Raw genomic sequence first — 20,100 nt, 5'->3', positions numbered from 1 at the left:
TGGCGGCCCACGGAGACGTTCCCCGATCTCGCTCCCTGCCGCGCCTCCCGGGCCGACGACCGTGGACGGTAGGATGGTCGGATCATGGCGCAATTCGGTTCACTCTCCGATCGGCTCACCGAGACCTTCCGCAAACTGCGGAGCAAGGGACGGCTGACCCCGTCCGACGTGGACGGCACCGTCCGCGAGATCCGGCGGGCGCTGCTCGATGCGGACGTCGCGCTCGAGGTGGTGAAGTCGTTCACCGCCGCGGTGCGCGAGCGCGCCCTCTCCGACGAGGTCAACAAGGCGCTCAACCCGGCGCAGCAGGTCGTCCAGATCGTCAACGAGGAGCTCGTCGGGATCCTGGGCGGGCAGCAGCGCCGGCTCGAGTTCGCCAAGCGACCCCCGACGGTCATCATGCTCGCCGGCCTGCAGGGCGCCGGCAAGACGACCCTCGCGGGCAAGCTCGGCAAGTGGCTCAAGAAGGACGGCCACACCCCGATGCTCGTCGCGGCGGACCTCCAGCGTCCCAACGCGGTGCAGCAGCTGCAGGTCGTCGGCGAGCAGGCCGGCGTGCACGTGTTCGCCCCCGAGCCCGGCAACGGCGTCGGCGACCCGGTCAAGGTCGCCAAGAACGCCATCAAGGCCGCGGTCGACCAGCAGTACGACACCGTCATCGTGGACACCGCCGGTCGACTCGGTGTGGACGCCGAGCTGATGAAGCAGGCCGCGAACATCCGCAAGGCCGTCGACCCGGACGAGGTCCTGTTCGTCATCGACGCGATGATCGGTCAGGACGCCGTGAACACCGCGCGTGCCTTCCAGGAAGGCGTCGACTTCACCGGCGTCGTGCTCTCGAAGCTCGACGGTGACGCCCGCGGTGGTGCGGCGCTGTCCGTCGCCTCGGTCACCGGACGCCCGATCATGTTCGCCTCGACGGGCGAGTCGCTCGACGACTTCGAGCCGTTCCACCCGGACCGCATGGCGAGCCGCATCCTCGACCTCGGCGACATCCTCTCCCTCATCGAGCAGGCGCAGGGCGCGTTCGACGAGGAAGAGGCCCGCAAGGTCGCCGACAAGATCGCGACCGACAACTTCACGCTGAACGACTTCCTGCAGCAGATGCAGCAGTTGCGCAAGGCCGGTTCGATCAAGGGCATGCTCGGCATGCTCCCCGGCGCGAAGGGCATGCGCGAGGCGCTCGACAACTTCGACGAGCGCGAGATCATCCGCACCGAGGCGATCATCCAGTCGATGACGCCGCAGGAGCGCGAACTGCCGAAGCTGCTCAACGGTTCCCGTCGCCTCCGCATCGCGCGCGGTGCCGGTTCGACCGTGACCGAGGTCAACGCCCTCGTCAACCGGTTCGAGCAGGCCGCGAAGATGATGAAGACGGTCGCACGCGGTGGTGTGCCCCAGATGCCGGGCATGGGGCCGATCCCGGGCATGCACGGTGGCAAGAAGCAGCAGCCGCAGACCAAGAAGAAGAAGGTCGGCAACCCCGCCAAGCGCGCGGCCCTGGCCGCTGGCGCCGCCGCAGCGCCACAGCAGGCTCCGAAGGGCGCCGGTCTCGGTCTCGGTGCCGGAGCAGGGAAGAACGGGAAGGCGCCGACCGAGGAAGAACTCGCGTCGCTGCAGAAGTTCCTCGGCCGCTGACGCGACCGACGGACGGGAGGCCCGGTACCAGCTGGTACCGGGCCTCCCGTCCGTCGCCGCAGGTCAGAGCGAGTCGCTGAGCTCCGTCACCAGGTGCTGGACCACCGCGCGGAGGTCCCCGCCGTTCTCCCGTGCCACCGCGAGCTGGCGCTGGTAGGACGCGCCCCGCTCGATCATCGTGTCGAGGTGGTGCAGCTCGTCCTGGCAGCCGAGGCGTTCGGCGACCGGATCGAGTCGGGTCACGAGGTCGTGCACCTCGTCCGTGACGAGACGTTCGTCGCCCGCGACGTTCGTGATGATCTCGGCCTCCATGCCGTAGCGGGCTGCGCGCCACTTGTTCTCGCGCACGAACCAGGGCTGCATCGCCTGCAGCGTCTCGCCGGCGTCGAGCCGGTCCGAGCTCTCGGTGACCAGGCACTGCACGAGGGCGGTGACGGCGCCGACCTCGTCGAGCGTCGAGATCCCGTCCGAGACGCGGTTCTCCAGAGTGCCCCAGCCCGGTGAGGGGCGGATGTCCCACCGCAGGTCCTTCACACCGTCGATCACACCGGTGTGGACGAGGTCGCCGACGACCTCCTCGAAGTTCGCCCACGCGCCGAGCTGTGGCGGGAGCCCGCCCGTCGGGAGCTGTTGGAACATGAGCGCCCGGTTCGAGGCGTAGCCGGTGTCGGTGCCGGCCCAGAACGGGCTCGAGGCGGTGAACGCCTGCAGGTGCGGCACGTGCCCGAGCATCGCGTTCATGATCGGGACGGCCTTGTCGCGGTCGTCGATCCCGACGTGCACGTGGACCCCCCAGATGAGCATCTGCCGGCCCCACCACCGGGTCCGGTCGATGAGGGTCGTGTAGTGCTCGCTGTCCGGGGTGATCTCCTGCTGGTCCCAGAGGGCGAACGGGTGCGTGCCGGAGCACATCACCTGCGCGTCGAGCGGTGCGGCGGCGTCGATGACCTCGCCGATGATGCCGGACAGCTCGCGGGTCGCGCTCCCGACGGAGCGGTGCACGCCGGAGACGACCTCGACGGTGTTCGTGAGGAGCTCCTCGGTCACCCGGTCCGCATCGCCGAGTCGCTCCCGGACCGCGGCGAGCACGGCCGGTGCCCGCGGAGCGAGGTCACCCGTCGCACGGTCGACGAGGGGCAGCTCCCACTCGACACCGATCGTCGACGGAGCGGATTCGGAGAACCGGATGTCCATGGGCCCATCCTGCCCGTCCACCCGCGGGATCGACGGAGCCCCGGCGTGTCCACCCGCACCGGCGCGCGGCCGGTTCGCCTAGTCTTCGTTGCGTGACCGCTGTCGTTCCGCCTGTTGCCGACGTGCCCGCCGACCTCCGCACCGTCGCCTCGCCCTGGACGCTCGGCCCCCTGCACCTGTCGAACCGCGTGGTGATGGGGTCGATGCACACCGGGCTCGAGGTGCTCGACGACGGCGGGGTCGCGATGGCCGCGTTCTACCGCGAGCGTGCCGCGGGGGGAGCGGCGTGCATCATCACCGGTGGGATCGCCGTGAGCGACGAGGCGCGGGGTGGTCCGGACTTCGCGGTGTTCGGTGTCGGCGACACCGACGAGCGGTTCCGCACGGCGGTCGAGGCCGTCCACGAGGAGGGCGGCACGGTCCTCGCGCAGTTGTTCCACGCGGGCCGCTACGCCCTGGTCGGTGGGCTGCGGGACCGGCACGGTCGACCCCAGCGGGCGGTCGCGCCGTCCGCACTGCCCTGGGCGGCCGCGCGCGGCGTGGTGCCGGAGGAACTCACCGCGGACGAGGTCCGGCGCACCGTCGACGACTTCGCCACCGCGGCCAGGGCCGCCGCCGACATCGGCTTCGACGGCGTCGAGATCATGGCGTCGGAGGGGTACCTCGTCAACCAGTTCCAGTCGCCGCTGACGAACCTGCGCGACGACGAGTGGGGCGGGACCCCGGAGAAGCGCCGTCGCTTCGCGGTCGAGGTGGTGCGCGCGGTCCGAGCCGCCGTGCCGGACCTCGCGGTCACCATCCGGCTGTCCGGTGCGGACCTCATGCCGGGGTCGTCGACCGACGAGGACGTCGACGCCCTCGTCCTCGAACTGCTGCCGCTCGGGCTCGACGCGATCTCCGTCGGCATCGGCTGGCACGAGTCGCGCACCCCGACCATCCAGGCCGCGGTGCCGCACGGCGCGTGGATCGACCAGGCGGTCCGGATCGCGGACGTCGTGCGCGCCTCCGATCACCCGCACGTCCGGGTGATCGCCTCGAACCGCATGACGGACCTCCGCGACGGTGAGGCCGTGCTCGCCGACGGCCGGATCGACGCCGTCGCGCTGGCCCGACCGTTCCTCGCCGACGCCGGGATCGTCGAACGGTCCCTCGCCGGCCGCTTCGACCTCGTGAACACCTGCATCGGCTGCAACCAGGCGTGTCTCGACCGGTCGGTGGTCGGCGCCCCGGTGTCGTGCCTCGTCAACCCCCGTGCCGCACGGGAGCTGCTGTTCCCGCTCCGGCCGACCGCTCGGCCGAAGCGCGTGGACGTCGTGGGTGGGGGACCGGCGGGACTGGCGGCAGCGGTCGACGCAGCCCGACGTGGGCACGACGTCCGGCTCTGGGAGGCCTCGGACGTGCTCGGCGGGCAGTTCGGTCTCGCGGCGGCCGTCCCCGGCAAGGAGGACTACGCGGGTCCGGTGCAGGCGGCGCGCGCGGAGCTGGCGGAGCGCGGCGCGACCGTGCACCTCGGACGCGCGGCACGGGTCGAGGACCTGGCCGACAGCGACGCCGTGGTGCTCGCGTCCGGCGTGCTGCCGCGGGAGGTGCCCCTGCCCGGTGCCGACCTGCCGCACGTCCTCACCTACGAGCAGGCGCTCCGGGACGGAGCGCCGGAGGGCAGCGTCGCGGTCATCGGCGGTGGGGGGATCGGTGTCGACACCGCCGCGTTCCTCACCGAGTCACCCGACGAGGCCGTCCGTGCAGCGGAGTTCGCCGCCCGCTGGGACGTACCGGTGTCCGACGCGCTGGTCGGGGACCTGCCGCAACGCCAGGCGACGGTGCACCGGACGACCCGCCCCGGACACCAGGTCACGGTGCTCCGGCGGAACGGCAAGTTCGCGCAGGGTGTCGGGCTCACCTCGCGGTGGGTGGCGCTCGGCCGGCTCCGCGACGCCGGGGTGCGGATGGTCGGCGGCGTGCAGGAGTACCTGCGGATCGAGCCGGGAGCGGTGTGGATCCGCGACGAGTCGGGCACCGAGGTCGCCGTGCCCGCGGACGTGGTCGTGCTCTGCGCCGGACAGGAGGCGCGGGACGACCTGGTCGCGGGCCTCCGGTCGGCCGACGTGCCGTTCGCGGTCGTCGGCGGCGCTCGGGACGCCCGTGGCGTCGACGCCGTCCGCGCCACGAGTGAGGCCCTGGAGGCGGTCCGCACGCTGGCGCCCTGACCCCCGCGGTGGTGACCTGCGGGCGCGCCGCGCGTCACGGCTCGCTTCCCGATCGGGAATCTGCAAGAATGAACGGTCGAATCGTGTCCGCTCGACCCTCTATCCAGCGGATCACGAGTCTCTCAGAGCTTCCACCGTGTGTGCCCCCACGCCCGCGGTTCCGGTTCAACCACAACACGTACGCAACAGGAGTCATTGTGGCTGTCAAGATCCGTCTCAAGCGTCTCGGTAAGATCCGAGCGCCGTACTACCGCATCGTCGTCGCCGACTCGCGCACCAAGCGCGACGGTCGTGTGATCGAGGAGATCGGCAAGTACCACCCCACCGAGGAGCCCTCGTTCATCGAGGTCCAGTCCGAGCGTGCGCAGTACTGGCTCAGCGTCGGCGCGCAGCCGACCGAGCAGGTCGCCGCGCTCCTCAAGCTGACCGGTGACTGGGCCAAGTTCAAGGGCGAGAAGGACACCGAGTCCAAGGTCAAGGTCCGCGAGCCGAAGCCGGCCTTCACGGTCGACAGCTCGAAGAAGGCCGTCCTCAAGCCGAAGTCGGAGAAGACGGCTCCCGCCGCTCCGGCCGCGGACGAGACCGCCGACGAGACGACCGAGGCGTAGTCCTTGCTCGAATCCGCGCTGACGCACCTCGTCAAGGGGATCGTCGATCACCCTGACGACGTGCGCGTCGCCAGCTCCACCTCCGCGCGGGGCGAGGTCCTCGAGGTGCGTGTGCACCCCGAGGACCTCGGCCGCGTGATCGGTCGCGCCGGACGCACCGCGAAGGCGCTCCGCACGCTCGTCACGGCCCTGGCCGACGGCAAGCGCGTGCGGGTCGACGTGGTGGACAGCGATTCCTAGGGAGACGACCCAGCTCCGGGTGGGTCGCATCACGAAGGCGCACGGGCTCAAGGGCGGTATCAAGCTCGAGCTCTACACCGACGACCCGGATCGTCGGTTCACGCCGGGAGCGGTCTTCACGCTCCAGGTCCCCGACGACTCTCCGTGGTCGGGGAAGACCATCGCGCTCGACGAGTTGCGCTGGTACAACGGTCATCCCGTCGCGTTCTTCGCCGGAGTCGCCGACCGGAGCGCCGCCGAGACCCTCGCGCGGGCGATCCTCTGGGTCGAGCAGGACACCGAGGAAGGCACCGGCGAGGACGACGCCTGGTACGACCACCAGCTGGTCGGCCTCACGGTCCTCCGCGACGGCGTCGCGGTCGGTACGGTCGCGCGTGTCGACCACCTGCCGGCGCAGGACCTGCTCGCCGTGGCCACGGCCGACCGCGGCGAGGTCCTCGTGCCGTTCGTCTCGGCGATCGTGCCCGCGGTCGACCTGGACGCGGGCACCGTCACGGTGACGCCGCCCACGGGTCTGTTCGAGGACCCGGAGGACACGAGCCGTCCCGAGACCGTCACGCCTCCCGCTCCCGAGGACTGACCGTGCGGATCGACATCGTCACGATCTTCCCGGAGTTCTTCGGGGTGCTCGACGTCTCCCTGCTCGGCAGGGCACGGCAGGGTGGCCTGCTGGACCTGCACGTGCACGACCTCCGTTCGTGGACGACCGACCGGCATCGCACCGTCGACGACACCCCGTACGGTGGTGGTGCCGGCATGGTGATGAAGCCGGAACCGTGGGCTCAGGCCCTCGACGCCCTGCTCCGTCCCGACGGGTCGTCGACCCTCGTCGTCCCGACGCCCGCCGGGACCCCGTTCCGGCAGACCATCGCCCGGTCCCTCGCCGAGCACGAGCACCTCGTGTTCGCCTGCGGCCGGTACGAGGGGATCGACGCCCGCGTGTTCGAGTGGGCCGCGACGCGCAGCACCGTCGTCGAGCTCTCCCTCGGGGACTACGTGCTGAACGGCGGCGAGGTCGCCGCGATGGCCATGATCGAGGCCGTCGGACGGCTCGTCCCGGGCGTCGTCGGCAACCCCGAGTCACTCGTGGAGGAGTCCCACGAGGACGGCCTGCTCGAGTACCCCTCGTACACGAAGCCGGCATCGTGGCGTGGCCTCGACGTGCCCGACGTGCTGCTCAGCGGACACCACGCGCGCGTCGCCTCCTGGCGGCACGAGCAGCAGGTGGAGCGGACGCGGCGCGTCCGGCCGGACCTGCTGCCGGACTGACCGGGTCAGCGCGACCGACGGACGGACGGGAGGCCCGCCATCAGCTGGTGGCGGGCCTCCCGTCCGTCCGTGACGTGTCGTCGCATCCGACGGCCGCTGCGACGGTCCCGTCAGGCGTCCCGCTGGGCGCGTCGGAGGGTGAGGACCTCGGGGCCCTGGTCGGTGACGGCGACCGTGTGTTCGACGTGCGCGGCGCGCGAGCCGTCGACGCTCCGGAGAGTCCACCCGTCGTCGTCCTGGAACAGCTCGTCCGTGCCCTGCATCAGCCACGGCTCGATCGCGACGACCAGCCCCGCGCGGAGCTTCATCCCGCGTCCGGGGCGCCCGTCGTTCGGCACGTGCGGGTCGCCGTGCATGGTGCGGCCGACCCCGTGCCCGCCGAACTGCAGGTTGACGTCGTAGCCGGCCCCGCGCGCGACCGACCCGATCGCGGCCGAGACGTCACCGAGCTTGTTGCCGGGGGCGGCCTGGGCGATCCCGGCGGCGAGGCACTGCTCCACCGTGGCGATGAGGCGCTGGTCCTCGTCACGCGGCGTCCCGACCTGCACGGTGACGGCCGAGTCGGCGACCCAGCCGTCGACGCTCGCGGCGAAGTCGAGACTGACGAGGTCCCCGTCCTGCAGCACGAGGTCGTGCGGCAGTCCGTGCAGCGCGGCGTCGTTCACCGACGTGCAGAGGTTCCTGCCGAACGGCGACTTGCCGAACGACGGGTGGTAGTCGACGTAGCAGCTCTCCGCACCACGGTCGGCGATCATCCGGGCGGCGACACGGTCGAGGTCGAGCAGGTTCACGCCGACGTCGACGGTCTCGAGGAGGGCGTCGAGGACATCAGCGACGAAACGGCCGGCGACACGCAGTCCGTCGAGTTCGGCGGGGGTGCGGAGTTCGATCATGGGACCATCCTGCCGGTTGGCTGCAGTGCCCTCGTTGTGGCATGATGATCGATCGTGCCCTGGCTGGACTCTGCCACGGGGGAGTCGCCGACACCGGGCACGTCTCGTTCTTTCCGAATTCGATCCGCGGCGACCCGTGTGCGTCCGCAGGAAGTGACACCATCATGCAGCTCCTCGACCACGTGACCGCCGGTGCCCTGCGCACCGACCACCCTGACTTCCGCCCCGGCGACACCGTCAAGGTCCACGTCAACATCGTCGAAGGCACGCGCTCGCGTATCCAGGTCTTCCAGGGCGTCGTCATCGGCCGCCAGGGTCACGGCATCGGCGAGACCTTCACGGTCCGCAAGGTGAGCTTCCAGGTCGGCGTCGAGCGCATGTTCCCCGTGCACTCCCCGATCATCGACCACGTCGAGATCGTCACCCGCGGTGACGTCCGTCGCGCGAAGCTCTACTACCTCCGCGAACTCCGCGGCAAGGCGGCCCGCCGCAAGATCAAGGAGAAGCGCGACAACTGATCGCCTTCACAGCGAAGCCCGGAATGCCGGGCCCGCTGCGAGCCCCTCGTCCATGTACGGTTGTGCATCGGCGGGGGGCTCGCCCGTTCCCGGAGCCGCTTCCGCCCCGGGGCCAAGCGTCCCGATGCGACACCGCAGGGACTGGTCGACGAGAGTGGAAATGACGGACACGACAGAGGGAGAGGCCCGTCGGCCCCGCACCGCGAAGAAGCCGCGCAACGGGGTGCTGACCTTCCTGCGGGACCTCGTCATCATCTTCATCGCCGCGCTCCTGGTGTCCTTCCTGGTGAAGACCTTCCTGATCCGGTCCTTCTACATCCCCTCGGCATCGATGCAGGACACGCTGCAGATCAACGACCGCGTCATCGTCAACGAACTCGTCCCGGACACCGTCGGCCTGAAACGCGGCGACGTCGTCGTGTTCAAGGACCCGGGCGGTTGGCTCGACGGCGAGCAGCTGTCGAACGTCACCCCGACGTCCCCCATCGGCGAAGCCGCCGACTGGCTCCTCACCCAGGTCGGTCTGGGCACCGGTGACAGTGACGACCACCTCATCAAGCGTGTCATCGGGTTGCCCGGCGACACGGTGGCGTGCTGCAACGACCTCGGTCAGATGTCGGTCAACGGCGTGCCGATCACGGAGCCGTACCTGAAGCTCCCCGCCGGCGACACCCGCGCGTCGTCGACGGACTTCTCGGTCACCGTGCCGAAGGGCACGATCTGGGTGATGGGCGACAACCGGAACAACTCGCGGGACTCCCGCTACAACGGGGACACCCCCTCGAAGGGCTTCGTGCCGCTCTCCGACGTGACCGGTCGGGCGTTCGTCATCTCCTGGCCGATGAGCCGCTGGACGTGGCTCGACGACCACCCCGAGGTCTTCGCCGGCGTGGAGGAGCGGGACGAGTGACCCCGGTCCGTCCGTCCCTGCGGGTCGAGAAGTCGTTGTTCGCCGCTGGCCGGGTCACGGTGATCGGTGTCGACGAGGTCGGCCGCGGAGCGATCGCGGGCCCGGTCGGCGTCGGGGTGGCAGCAGTGACCGTCGACGTCCGGCGCGTGCCACAGGGGCTCGCGGACTCGAAGCTCCTGACGCAGGCGAGGCGCACGGCGCTCGTCCCGGCGGTCACCCGCTGGGCCCGGACCGCGGTCGGGATGGCGTCGGCCGAGGTCGTGGACGACCAGGGCATCGTGGCGGCGCTCGGGCTGGCCGGCGCCCGAGCCCTCACGACCCTCGTCGACGACGGTGTCTCGCTCGAGGGGGCCGTGGTGGTGCTCGACGGGTCGTTCGACTGGCTCTCGCGAGCACTGCCGCCGGAACACCGCCCGTTGGACGTGCAGGTGCGGATCAAGGCGGACCGCGACTGCGCATCCGTCGCCGCGGCCTCCGTCGTCGCCAAGGTGGCCCGGGACGACCTGATGACCGCCGCGCACGACGATGCTCCGCACTACGCCTGGGCGTCGAACAAGGGCTACGGCTCGACGGCCCACTACGACGCGATCCGAGCGGTCGGACCGCACGCGCTGCACCGGAAGACGTGGTTGCACGCGGCGTCGAGCGTCGCCCTGGAGGGCTTCGACGAACTGGACCGGGTCGTCGGCTGAACGGTCGTGCGCGGTTCGGTGGCCCGGGCGGTGCACACGGCGGACGGCGCTCTAGACTGGTCGCGCGATGGATGACGAAGAATTCGACGACTACGACCGCGAGGTCGAGCTGGCCCTGTACCGCGAGTACCGCGACGTCGTGGGGCAGTTCCGGTACGTGGTCGAGACCGAGCGGCGTTTCTACCTGGCGAACGAGGTCGAACTCGTGCGCCGGGACACCGAGCACGACTTCTACTTCGAATTGACGATGAACGACGTCTGGGTCTGGGACGTCTACCGTTCGGACCGGTTCGTGAAGTCCGTTCGTGTCCTCACGTTCAAGGACGTCAACGTCGAAGAACTCACCGCGCGTGAACTCGAACTCCCGAAGGAACTCGCGCTCGACGAGTAGGGATCGCCGGTGAATTCGGCCGTGCTGCAATGTCCTGCGATACTCTGGGCCGTGATACGACTCTGAAGGAGTGAGAAATGGCGCAGAAGGTCACTGTCCAGCTCGTCGACGATCTCGACGATTCGCCGATCGCCGCTGGCGATGGCCGTACGGTCGAGTTCGCATTCGACGGTTCGTCCTACGAGATCGACCTGTCCAACGACAACGTCGACAAGTTCCGGGACGCGATCTCGGACTACATCGCCGCGGCGCGGAAGACAGCCGGTCGTCGCACCGGCACGACGGGCAAGAGCTCGTCGGCTCCGAAGCGTGGGAACTCCGAGGAACTCGGCAAGATCCGCGAGTGGGCGAAGGAAAACGGGTACGAGGTCTCTTCTCGTGGTCGTATTTCGACGCAGGTGCAGGAAGCGTACGCAGCCGCACACTGAACATCCCGACCGACGTTCGTCGTCGGTCGCCGCAAGAGCCGGACATTCCGTGAGGAATTGTCCGGCTTTTGTCGCATCAGGGTGCATGGCTGTGCAATGCATTCCTGCACAGGACGGTCGTTCTGCTCTTCCGTCCACAGATCGGCTGCAGCTGCTCCGTCGAATCCTGACGCAGATCATGGTGGCTCCATGACGAATCGCGTAGATCTCCGAGACGCAACCGATCCCCGGAAGACGACGGGGAACACCGGTGAAGACCATGCCGTGGAATGGCTCGTCCGGCACGGGTTCGCGATCATCGACCGGAACTGGCGATGTGCCCGCGGCGAACTCGACATCGTTGCCCGGGACGGCGACACCATCGTCTTCGTCGAGGTGAAGACCCGGACCGGACAGACGACCGGGCACCCGCTCGAAGCCGTCACGCCACGGAAACTCGGACGCATCCGAGGGCTCGTCCCCGCCTGGTTCCACGCGCACCGCGAGCAGACAGCGCGCGCGATCCGCATCGACTGCATCGCGGTGACGATCGTGGCGGGCCACGTCGCGATCGAACACGTCGAGGCAGTCGGATGAGCGACATCGGGCGGACGTCCGCCGTCGCTCTGGTGGGGGTGCAGGGGAGCCTGGTCGAGGTCGAAGCCCACCTGACCAGCCAGCTGCCGACCTTCAGCATCATCGGTCTCCCCGACACGTCGCTCGGAGAAGCCCGCGAGCGCGTCCGGTCGGCAGCAGCCGTGGCGGACTGCCCGCTGCCGGCCCGTCGGATCACGGTCAACCTCACCCCGGCCAGCGTTCCGAAGCGCGGATCCGGGTTCGACCTGGCGATCGCGATGGCCGTGCTCGCCGCCGCCGGGACCGCTCCCGGTGCCGACCGACGCATCGTGTACGTCGGTGAGCTCGGCCTCGACGGCCGGGTCCGTCCGGTGCCCGGCATCATCCCGGTCGTGCTGGCAGCGCGAGAAGCCGGCATGGACCGGGTGGTCCTCCCTGTCGGGAACCTCGCGGAGGCGCAGGCCGTCCCGGGTGTGGCGTTGAGCGGTGTCGATTCGCTGCGCTCCGCAGCCATCGACGCGGGAGCAGACCTCCCGGCCGGGTTCGTCGACCCGGTCCTGACGCCGGTCCCCGGCGTCGACGACCCACCCCCGCTCGAACTCGCCGACGTGGTCGGCAACGCCGTCGGCGTCCGAGCCGTCATCGCAGCAGCGGCCGGGGGACACCACGTCCTGCTGCTCGGACCGCCGGGTGCCGGCAAGACGATGCTCGCCGAGCGGCTCCCGGCCCTGCTGCCCGACCTCGACGACGACGCCGCGCTCGAGGTCGCTGCGGTCCGGTCCGTCGCCGGCCACGGAGCACGTTCGTGGACCCGCCGCCCGCCGTGGGAAGCTCCGCACCACTCAGCATCCGCTGCAGCGCTCATCGGAGGTGGGACCGGGCAGCTCCGACCCGGAGCAGTGTCGCGGGCGACCCGGGGCGTGCTGTTCCTCGACGAGGCCACGGAGTTCCCGCGGGTCGTCCTCGACGCGCTCCGGCAGCCGCTGGAAGCCGGGCGGATCACCGTCCACCGCGCCGGTGGATCGGCTGACTTCCCCGCCCGGTGTCAGCTCGTGCTCGCTGCCAACCCCTGCCCGTGCGGGAACGCCGGGTCGATCGGCGGGCCACCGTGCACCTGTCCGCCCAGTGCTGTCCGGAGGTACCTCGGCCGGTTGTCCGGGCCGTTGCTCGACCGCATCGACATCCGTGTGGCAGTACCTCGGGTGACGACCGGGACACTCCGTGCGAGCGACGGGACGGCCCCGAGCACCGAGGCAGCCAGGCGGACGATCGCCGAGGCCCGGGAACGCATGCGGGCGAGGCTCCGCGGGACCGGATGGACCAGGAACGCCGAGGTCACCGGTCCGTGGTTGCGCACGGACGGCCGAGCGGCTCCGGGGGCCTCCGACCTGCTCGACCGCGGACTCGACCTCGGCACGCTGACGATGCGCGGCTGGGACCGCGTCATGCGCCTGGCGTGGACGATGGCGGACCTCGCGGGCGATGACCGGCCCGAGCGCGGTCACGTCGAGCGGGCACTCGCGTTGCGGACCGCGCTGTGACCGCCCGCGCCGGGAGCGACGGCCGCGGATCGCTGGCGCGGTTGCGTGCCGGGGTGGGACGTGCCGGCGAGTCGGACGACGACGACGAGCTCCTCGCACGGGTGGCGTGGTCGACCGTCGCCGAGCCGGGGGACAGGACCGCGGGGGAGTTGGTCGGTCGTCTCGGGGCCGCCCGTTCCATGCGTGCAGCCTCCGCGGCACTCGAGGACGGTCCGGCGGTGCTCGGCAGGATGCTCCTGGGAGCGGCCTCGCCAGCGGAGCAGGACGAGGTCCACCTCGAACTCGCCCAGACGGCGGCGGACGCACTCGTGCCGGCACTCGACCGATGGCGGCAGCGATTGGTGCGCCTCGACGTACCCGCCGTCCTCAGAGCGGCATCGGCGGTGGGCAGCACGCTGCTCGTCCCGGGGGACGACGACTGGCCGAGCGGGCTCGACGACCTGGGGCCGCACGCACCCCTGGTGTTGTGGCGCCGGGCGACCGGGCGGCTCGAGGACCGCCCGGGCCTGGCGGTGGTGGGGGCGCGAGCGAACACGGTCCTCGGCGCCGAGGCGGCTGCGGAGATCACCTCGTCGGCTGCCGATGCGGGGTGCCTCGTGGTGTCCGGCGGGGCGTACGGCATCGACGCCGTCGCGCACCGGGTCGCCCTCGCGGCGGGGGTGCCGACCGTGGCGGTGCTCGCCGGCGGCGTGGACCAGCTCTACCCGGCGGCGAACAGCGCGATGCTCCGTGCCGTCGCCGAGCACGGAGCCCTCCTCGCCGAGTGTCCGCCGGGGACCAGACCGTCGCGCTGGCGGTTCCTGGCGCGCAACCGCCTGATCGCGGCACTGGGGACCGTCTCCGTCATCGTCGAGGCGGGTGCTCGGTCCGGTGCACTGAACACGGCGCACCACGCGGGGCAACTCGGGCGGCCGGTGTTCGCCGTGCCGGGGCCGTACTCGTCCTCGGCGTCCGTCGGGTGTCACCGTCTCATCGCCGATCGACGGGCCGAGATCGTCGTCCACCCGAAGGACCCGGCCGACGCGGCGCTCCGTGCCCGATCGGGCAACGTGTTCGCTGAGCCCGTGGTGCCGATCGCAGGAGCGCGGACGGACCCGGACGTGCTCCGCGTCGTCGATGCCCTGAGTCGGCGGCGTGCGGTGACCCTCGACGAGGTCGCCCTGCGGTCGGGGCTGTCCCTGGCGGACACCACCGACGCTCTCTCGCTGGCAGAGTTGCAGGGCCTGGCGCAACGGGGTCCGACCGGGTGGACGGTCGGGTGACGCGACGCGGTCGGCGGTCCCCGCTCGGAGCCCGATGCGGACGGGGGACGTGCGTGGGCTCGGGGCAGGCCCGGCACCTCGGCGTGGCCTCGGCACCTCGGGGCGGGTTGCGCGGAACGCACCGTCGGTACCGGCCGTACCCTGTCGGATGTGCCAGACGACGAGGGACACCTGCCGGGGAGCGACCGGTTCGACCGGGTCGTCGTGGTGTTCCTCGACCACGTGCGACATGCTCGGGGGCTCAGCGAGCAGACCGTCCGGGCGTACCGCGCCGACCTCGAGGACCTCGTCGCCTTCGCAGCTGGACGGCAGGTCGAGCGGGTCGACGGCATCACCCTCGAGCTGCTCCGTGACTGGCTCTGGACGGCGAACGAGCGAGGCCTCGCTCGGTCGACGATCGCCCGTCGGAGTGCTTCGGTCCGCGCGTTCACGCGGTGGGCGAGTGAGTCCGGCGTGCTCGCGGCGGATCCCGGGGTGCGGCTCCGAGCACCGAAGGGCGCCGCACACCTGCCGCGTGTGGTCGCACAGGACCAGGTCCGGCTCCTGCTCGACGGACTGGCTGCCCGGGCCGTCGGGGACGACCCCGGTGCCCTCCGCGACCGAGCGGCCGTCGAACTGCTCTACGCCGCCGGAGTCCGGGTGAGCGAGCTCGTCGGCTTGGACGTGGCGGACGTCGACCGGACGCGCTTGACCGTGCGCGTGTCGGGCAAGGGTGGGAAGGAGCGCGTGGTGCCGTTCGGGGTGCCGGCACGTGACGCGATCGAGGCGTGGCTCGAGCGCGGTCGGCCGGCGCTCCTCGCTCCGGGCGCGGCGCAGACCCCTCCCGACGCCGCTCGGCGTCCCTCGGCCACGGACGCCCTGTTCCTCGGCGACCGGGGATCCCGTCTCGGCACGCGGAGCGCCTACCGACTCGTGGCCAGGCTCCTCGGGTCGCTCCCGGGCGAGGGACCGAGCGGACCGCACACCTTCCGACACACGGCGGCCACGCACCTGTTGGACGGGGGAGCCGACCTCCGTGCCGTGCAGGAGATGCTCGGGCACGCGAGCCTCGGGACCACGCAGATCTACACGCACGTGTCGTCCGCCCGGTTGCGGGAGGTCTACCGGACAGCGCACCCCCGCGCCTGACCGGACCGTCAGCGAGCCGGCCGCGGATGAGCTGCCCCGGGCAGCACGCCCTCGGGCAGCACGCCCTCGGGGAGCAGGACCGGCCAGCGGGGCGGTGGGAGGAACGGGAGCGGATCGACGTACCGCCCGTCGACGCGAGCACCGAGGTGCAGGCACGGAGTCTCCGGCGGGCAGTGCCCGGCGGTGACGACCCCGACCGGATCGCCGCGGTCGACCTGGTCACCCTTCCGGACCGATGGGCGCACCGGGTCGAGCGTGCTCACCAGCCCGCCGCCGTGGTCGATGGTCACGACCTGCCGACCGCCGACCGATCCGGCGAACGCCACGGTCCCCGCACCAGGGGCGGACACGGCGGTGCCAGGGGCGGCGACGACGTCGACGCCGCGGTGACCGGGTCCGTAGTCCGTCGCGGGGGCGTCCCACGGCCGCCACACGACGTGTCGGCTGGTCGGCCACGACCACCGCGAGGCCGCGGCGGTGACCGCCGGCGACGTCGGGTGCGAGCCGTGGGCCCTCGACGGTGCCCCGGCGGGAGCGCCGGAGGTCGCCGCGACGGCCGTGCTCGGCGCACCCGACCCCACCCCGACCACCGCGCTCACGACCGCGAGGGCCACCAGCACCACCACCCCGCACCACGTCGCCAGGGCGCGGACGAACCCGCGCCCTCCCGCGCCGACCCACATCCCGTCGTCCGGAGCGATCGCCGCCCCACGCACCACCGTCACCATGGTCCCGACACTGCCGTTCCCGGCTCGGCCACGAGGTGGCCGAGCGCCGTCCTGTGGATGCCACTCCGAGCCTCCCGGCCGGTGGAGAGACGGGCACCGCCGCCCCGTCGATGTGCTCAGCCGCCCGTGAAGGGGTACTGTCGGGCCCGCTCCGGACACCGCAACGCCGCTCGGACGGCCATCCAGCCGACCGCCGGGGCACCGTGCACCACCCGGCACGGCGGCGGGAACCCAGGAGCATCGTGTCGACCAGGACAACCGAGCACGGCGAAGACCGTGCCTTCAAGGGGAAGGTCACCCTGTTCGCCGTCGCGGCGGCGGTCGGTGGCTTCCTCTTCGGATTCGACTCGTCCGTCATCAACGGCGCGGTCGACGCGATCAAGGGGGAGTTCGACCTCTCCGACGGCGCCAGCGGCTTCGCGGTCGCCTCCGCCCTCATCGGCTGCGCGTTCGGCGCGTACTTCGCCGGCCGCCTGGCGGACCGCTTCGGCCGGACGCGCATCATGTTCTGGGCCGCCGTGCTGTTCTTCGTCTCGTCGATCGGCTCCGGCTTCGCCTTCGCCACGTGGGACTTCGTCATCTGGCGCCTCGTGGGCGGTCTCGGCATCGGCACCGCGTCGGTCATCGCGCCGGCCTACATCTCCGAGGTCTCCCCGAAGGCGATCCGCGGGCGTCTCGCGTCCTTCCAGCAGCTCGCCATCACGCTCGGCATCTTCGCCGCCCTGCTCTCCGACCAGTTCTTCGCGGTGACGGCGGGCGGCGCGTCCGAGGTCGTCCTCGGCCTGCCGGCCTGGCGCTGGATGTTCCTGGTCGGAGTGCTGCCGTCGGTCGTCTACGGCATCCTCGCGATCACCCTGCCGGAGTCGCCGCGGTACCTGCTCACCAAGGGCCGGAACGACGACGCTCGCGAGGTGATGGGCAAGATCGTCCCCCGTGACACCGTGAACACGAGCCTGGAGGAGATCCAGGACGGCATCAAGCAGGAAGCCAACGAGAAGAAGGGTTCCATCCGCGGCAACCGCTTCGGCCTCCAGCCCATCGTCTGGGTGGGCATCATCCTGGCCGTGCTGCAGCAGTTCGTCGGCATCAACGTGATCTTCTACTACTCGACCACGCTCTGGCAGGCCGTCGGGTTCAAGGAGGAGGACTCGTTCCTCATCTCCACGATCACCTCGGTCGTCAACGTCGCGGTCACGTTCATCGCGATCTTCCTCGTCGACAAGGTCGGCCGGAAGCCGCTGCTGGTCGCCGGTTCCGCGGGCATGTTCGTCTCGCTGACGATGGTCGCCATCGCGTTCTCGCAGGCCCGCATCGTCGACGGCGAACCCTCGCTGCCGGGCGCGTGGGGCATCATCGCCCTCGTCTTCGCGAACCTGTTCGTCGTGTCGTTCGGCGCCACCTGGGGTCCGCTCATGTGGGTGCTGCTCGGCGAGATGTTCCCGAACCGCATCCGCGCAACGGCACTGGGTGTCGGATCGGCCGCCAACTGGATCGCGAACTTCATCGTCACGATCTCCTTCCCGGTCCTGTCCGGCTTCAACCTGACGGTCACGTACGGCATCTACGCCCTGTTCGCACTGCTGTCGCTGTTCTTCGTCATCGCGAAGATCCCGGAGACCAAGGGCCGCTCCCTCGAGGAGATGGGCATCAGCGCCGAGGGGGACACGGTCAGCGCCCGGTCCTGACCGCCCGACCGCGTCCTGGAGGCCCGGGCCACGTCAGCCGATCGGCTCGCGTGGTCCGGGCCTCCTTTCTGTTACGCTCTCCTCAGCAGCGCGCTGGTCGCGCTGACTTCGCGTGTCCACCACCGCCGGCCTCCGGCGCGTCCTGCGACCATCGGTCCCGCTCTCGCGAGCGGGCGGTCGCACGGGCAGGACACCAGGGACCACGACCACCGGTCGTGATCGACACAACCGCAACCGTGCGCACGGCTCCAGTCCTGTGCGCCGAGAACAAGGAGGGACGGCATGGCCGTCGTCACCATCCGCCAGCTGCTCGACAGCGGCGTCCACTTCGGACACCAGACCCGTCGGTGGAACCCGAAGGTGAAGCGCTTCATCCTCGCCGAGCGCTCCGGCATCCACATCATCGACCTGCAGCAGTCGCTGGCCTTCATCGACCGCGCGTACGACTTCGTCAAGGAGACGGTCGCGCACGGTGGCACGATCCTCTTCGTGGGCACCAAGAAGCAGGCCCAGGGCTCCATCGCCGAGCAGGCGACCCGCGTCGGCCAGCCGTACGTCAACCAGCGTTGGCTCGGCGGTCTGCTCACGAACTTCCAGACGGTCTCCAAGCGCCTCGCGCGCATGAAGGAGCTCGAGGAGATCGACTTCGACGACACGACGAAGGGCTTCACCAAGAAGGAGCTCCTCATCAAGAAGCGCGAGCTGGACAAGCTCCACAAGACCCTCGGTGGTATCCGCAACCTCACGCGGACCCCGAGCGCGCTCTGGATCGTCGACACCAAGAAGGAGCACCTCGCCGTCGACGAGGCGCAGAAGCTCGGGATCCCGATCATCGGCATCCTCGACACCAACTGCGACCCGGACGAGATCACCTACCCGATCCCGGGCAACGACGACGCGATCCGCTCCGTCGGTCTCCTCACCCGCATCGTCGCCGACGCCGCGGCCGAGGGCCTGAAGACCCGCCACAACGGTGGCGACGAGGCCGAGGCCGAGCCGCTCGCCGAGTGGGAGCAGGAGCTCCTGTCCGGTGACGCCGCTGGCCAGACGCAGGGCGAGGGCGCCACCGTCCAGGAGAACGACGCCGACGCGCAGGTCGCAGCGAAGGAGATCGGCGAGCCGATCGCCGACGCCGACAAGAACGCCGAGCCGACGGCCGAGGCCGCGACGGCCGCGGAGACCACCCCCGCCGAGTGAGCACCAGGGGCGCCGGGCCGACACGGTCCGGCGCCCCTGCCTCGCTCTCCACTCTCCACACACGCACAGTCCAGAAAGGACTCCAGTCAATGGCAAACTTCACCGCTGCTGACGTGAAGAAGCTCCGCGAGGACCTCGGCGCCGGCATGATGGACGCCAAGAACGCCCTCGTCGAGGCTGACGGCGACTACGACAAGGCCGTCGAACTGCTCCGCATCAAGGGTGCGAAGGCCGTCGCCAAGCGCGATGACCGCGCGACCTCCGAGGGCGTCGTGGTCGCTTCGGCCGACAACGGTGCCGCCACCGTCGTCGAGCTCGCGAGCGAGACCGACTTCGTCGCGAAGAACGAGAAGTTCACCACCCTCGCCGACAAGGTGCTCGGCGCGGTCGCCGCCGCCGGTGCCACCGACGTGGCGTCCGCCAACGCGGCTCCGCTCGACGGCAAGACGGTCCTCGAGGTCGTCAACGAGAGCGCGGCCGCGCTCGGCGAGAAGCTCGAGGTCCGCACGGTCCGCCGTGTCGAGGGCTCGTCCTTCGAGATCTACCTGCACAAGACGAGCCAGGACCTGCCGCCGCAGATCGCCGTCGTCGTCGCCTACGAGGGTGACAACGCCGCCGAGGCCCGTTCGATCGCGCAGCACGTCGCGTTCGCGAACCCGTCGTACCTCACGCGCGACGAGGTCCCGGCCGACGCGATCGAGAAGGAGCGCGCCACCGTCGAGGCGATCACGCGCGAGGAGGGCAAGCCCGAGGCTGCGCTCCCGAAGATCGTCGAGGGCCGCGTCAACGCCTTCATCAAGGGCATCTCGCTCCTCGACCAGGACTACGCGAAGGACAACAAGATCTCCGTCGCGAAGGCCGCCGAGAACGCCGGCATCACGATCCAGGGCTTCGCCCGCGTCAAGGTCGGCGCGTAACGAACCCATGACGGGGCCAGGAACCAACCGGTTCCTGGCCCCGTTGTCGTGCGCCCCGGCGCACCGAGTACATTTCCACGAGACCACGACGAAGGGTGC

The 20,100-nt window shown here is 70.8% G+C and carries 21 protein-coding genes; 18 read left to right on the top strand and 3 right to left on the bottom strand.

The genetic code is table 11. From position 1 onward, the window contains the following. The first annotated feature begins 84 nt into the window (after positions 1-84). Complete coding sequence (ffh, locus tag DEJ18_RS09170) at positions 85-1,638, top strand: signal recognition particle protein (RefSeq protein WP_111210826.1); 1,554 nt, start codon at positions 85-87, stop codon at positions 1,636-1,638. Positions 1,639-1,701: 63 nt separating this feature from the next. Here the strand turns inward: ffh and DEJ18_RS09165 are convergent, their stop codons facing one another. Beyond that, positions 1,702-2,832, bottom strand: coding sequence for a glutamate--cysteine ligase (locus DEJ18_RS09165; RefSeq protein WP_111082463.1), 1,131 nt, complete (start codon positions 2,830-2,832; stop codon positions 1,702-1,704). Between the two features lie 92 nt (positions 2,833-2,924). Between DEJ18_RS09165 and DEJ18_RS09160 the strand changes: the two genes are divergently transcribed. The 5 genes from DEJ18_RS09160 (at position 2,925) to trmD (ending at position 7,156) form a co-directional block, all read left to right on the top strand. Continuing rightward, complete coding sequence (locus DEJ18_RS09160; RefSeq protein WP_258376956.1) at positions 2,925-5,039, top strand: oxidoreductase; 2,115 nt, start codon at positions 2,925-2,927, stop codon at positions 5,037-5,039. Positions 5,040-5,236: 197 nt separating this feature from the next. Beyond that, positions 5,237-5,647 carry a 30S ribosomal protein S16 gene (rpsP, locus tag DEJ18_RS09155; RefSeq protein WP_111082464.1) on the top strand — a complete coding sequence of 137 codons (411 nt, stop codon included), beginning with the start codon at positions 5,237-5,239 and terminating at the stop codon, positions 5,645-5,647. Between the two features lie 3 nt (positions 5,648-5,650). After that, positions 5,651-5,887, top strand: coding sequence for an RNA-binding protein (locus DEJ18_RS09150; RefSeq protein ID WP_110826143.1), 237 nt, complete (start codon positions 5,651-5,653; stop codon positions 5,885-5,887). A gap of 19 nt (positions 5,888-5,906) precedes the next feature. Continuing rightward, positions 5,907-6,467 (top strand): ribosome maturation factor RimM, encoded by a 561-nt coding sequence (gene rimM / locus DEJ18_RS09145; RefSeq protein ID WP_111210825.1) that lies wholly within the window; start codon positions 5,907-5,909, stop codon positions 6,465-6,467. A gap of 2 nt (positions 6,468-6,469) precedes the next feature. Beyond that, on the top strand, positions 6,470-7,156 hold the full coding sequence (gene trmD, locus DEJ18_RS09140) for a tRNA (guanosine(37)-N1)-methyltransferase TrmD (RefSeq protein WP_111210824.1): 687 nt from the start codon (positions 6,470-6,472) through the stop codon (positions 7,154-7,156). Between the two features lie 110 nt (positions 7,157-7,266). Here the strand turns inward: trmD and map are convergent, their stop codons facing one another. Beyond that, positions 7,267-8,049 (bottom strand): type I methionyl aminopeptidase, encoded by a 783-nt coding sequence (gene map / locus DEJ18_RS09135; protein WP_111082467.1) that lies wholly within the window; start codon positions 8,047-8,049, stop codon positions 7,267-7,269. A 164-nt stretch (positions 8,050-8,213) separates the two neighbouring features. On the opposite strand from map, the gene rplS reads away from it, so the two are divergent. From rplS to DEJ18_RS09090, 9 genes are all read left to right on the top strand, one after another. Beyond that, positions 8,214-8,567: a 50S ribosomal protein L19 gene (rplS, locus tag DEJ18_RS09130; protein WP_110826147.1), complete on the top strand. Its 354-nt coding sequence runs from the start codon at positions 8,214-8,216 to the stop codon at positions 8,565-8,567. 160 nt (positions 8,568-8,727) lie between these two features. Next, positions 8,728-9,477, top strand: coding sequence for a signal peptidase I (lepB, locus tag DEJ18_RS09125; RefSeq protein WP_111210823.1), 750 nt, complete (start codon positions 8,728-8,730; stop codon positions 9,475-9,477). Continuing rightward, positions 9,474-10,169 carry a ribonuclease HII gene (gene rnhB / locus DEJ18_RS09120; RefSeq protein ID WP_111210822.1) on the top strand — a complete coding sequence of 232 codons (696 nt, stop codon included), beginning with the start codon at positions 9,474-9,476 and terminating at the stop codon, positions 10,167-10,169. The genes lepB and rnhB overlap by 4 nt, the downstream gene beginning before the upstream one ends. A gap of 67 nt (positions 10,170-10,236) precedes the next feature. Further along, positions 10,237-10,560: a DUF2469 family protein gene (locus tag DEJ18_RS09115; RefSeq protein ID WP_110826150.1), complete on the top strand. Its 324-nt coding sequence runs from the start codon at positions 10,237-10,239 to the stop codon at positions 10,558-10,560. 77 nt (positions 10,561-10,637) lie between these two features. Continuing rightward, entirely contained in the window at positions 10,638-10,988 is a 351-nt protein-coding gene (locus DEJ18_RS09110) for a histone-like nucleoid-structuring protein Lsr2 (protein WP_111082470.1), read from the top strand. A 96-nt stretch (positions 10,989-11,084) separates the two neighbouring features. Continuing rightward, positions 11,085-11,564 carry a YraN family protein gene (locus DEJ18_RS09105; protein WP_349775061.1) on the top strand — a complete coding sequence of 160 codons (480 nt, stop codon included), beginning with the start codon at positions 11,085-11,087 and terminating at the stop codon, positions 11,562-11,564. After that, positions 11,561-13,084, top strand: coding sequence for a YifB family Mg chelatase-like AAA ATPase (locus tag DEJ18_RS09100; protein ID WP_181434220.1), 1,524 nt, complete (start codon positions 11,561-11,563; stop codon positions 13,082-13,084). The genes DEJ18_RS09105 and DEJ18_RS09100 overlap by 4 nt, the downstream gene beginning before the upstream one ends. After that, entirely contained in the window at positions 13,081-14,346 is a 1,266-nt protein-coding gene (dprA, locus tag DEJ18_RS09095) for a DNA-processing protein DprA (protein ID WP_258376955.1), read from the top strand. Before DEJ18_RS09100 ends, dprA begins: the two co-directional genes overlap by 4 nt. 150 nt (positions 14,347-14,496) lie before the next feature. Beyond that, positions 14,497-15,474 (top strand): tyrosine recombinase XerC, encoded by a 978-nt coding sequence (locus tag DEJ18_RS09090; protein WP_502866244.1) that lies wholly within the window; start codon positions 14,497-14,499, stop codon positions 15,472-15,474. An 8-nt stretch (positions 15,475-15,482) separates the two neighbouring features. Here the strand turns inward: DEJ18_RS09090 and DEJ18_RS09085 are convergent, their stop codons facing one another. Continuing rightward, positions 15,483-16,202, bottom strand: a complete 720-nt coding sequence (locus tag DEJ18_RS09085; protein ID WP_258376954.1) for a murein hydrolase activator EnvC family protein — start codon at positions 16,200-16,202, stop codon at positions 15,483-15,485. A gap of 242 nt (positions 16,203-16,444) precedes the next feature. Between DEJ18_RS09085 and DEJ18_RS09080 the strand changes: the two genes are divergently transcribed. The 3 genes from DEJ18_RS09080 to tsf all read left to right on the top strand — a co-directional run bounded on the left by DEJ18_RS09080 (position 16,445) and on the right by tsf (position 20,001). Then, entirely contained in the window at positions 16,445-17,887 is a 1,443-nt protein-coding gene (locus DEJ18_RS09080) for a sugar porter family MFS transporter (protein WP_258376953.1), read from the top strand. 282 nt (positions 17,888-18,169) lie between these two features. After that, positions 18,170-19,084 carry a 30S ribosomal protein S2 gene (rpsB, locus tag DEJ18_RS09075; RefSeq protein WP_111082473.1) on the top strand — a complete coding sequence of 305 codons (915 nt, stop codon included), beginning with the start codon at positions 18,170-18,172 and terminating at the stop codon, positions 19,082-19,084. A gap of 89 nt (positions 19,085-19,173) precedes the next feature. Then, complete coding sequence (gene tsf, locus DEJ18_RS09070; protein ID WP_111210819.1) at positions 19,174-20,001, top strand: translation elongation factor Ts; 828 nt, start codon at positions 19,174-19,176, stop codon at positions 19,999-20,001. The last annotated feature ends 99 nt before the right edge of the window (positions 20,002-20,100 follow it).

The organism is Curtobacterium sp. MCSS17_015 (assembly GCF_003234265.2).
Taxonomy (GTDB): Bacteria; Actinomycetota; Actinomycetes; order Actinomycetales; family Microbacteriaceae; genus Curtobacterium.
This window is presented reverse-complemented; position numbering and strand designations above follow the sequence as displayed.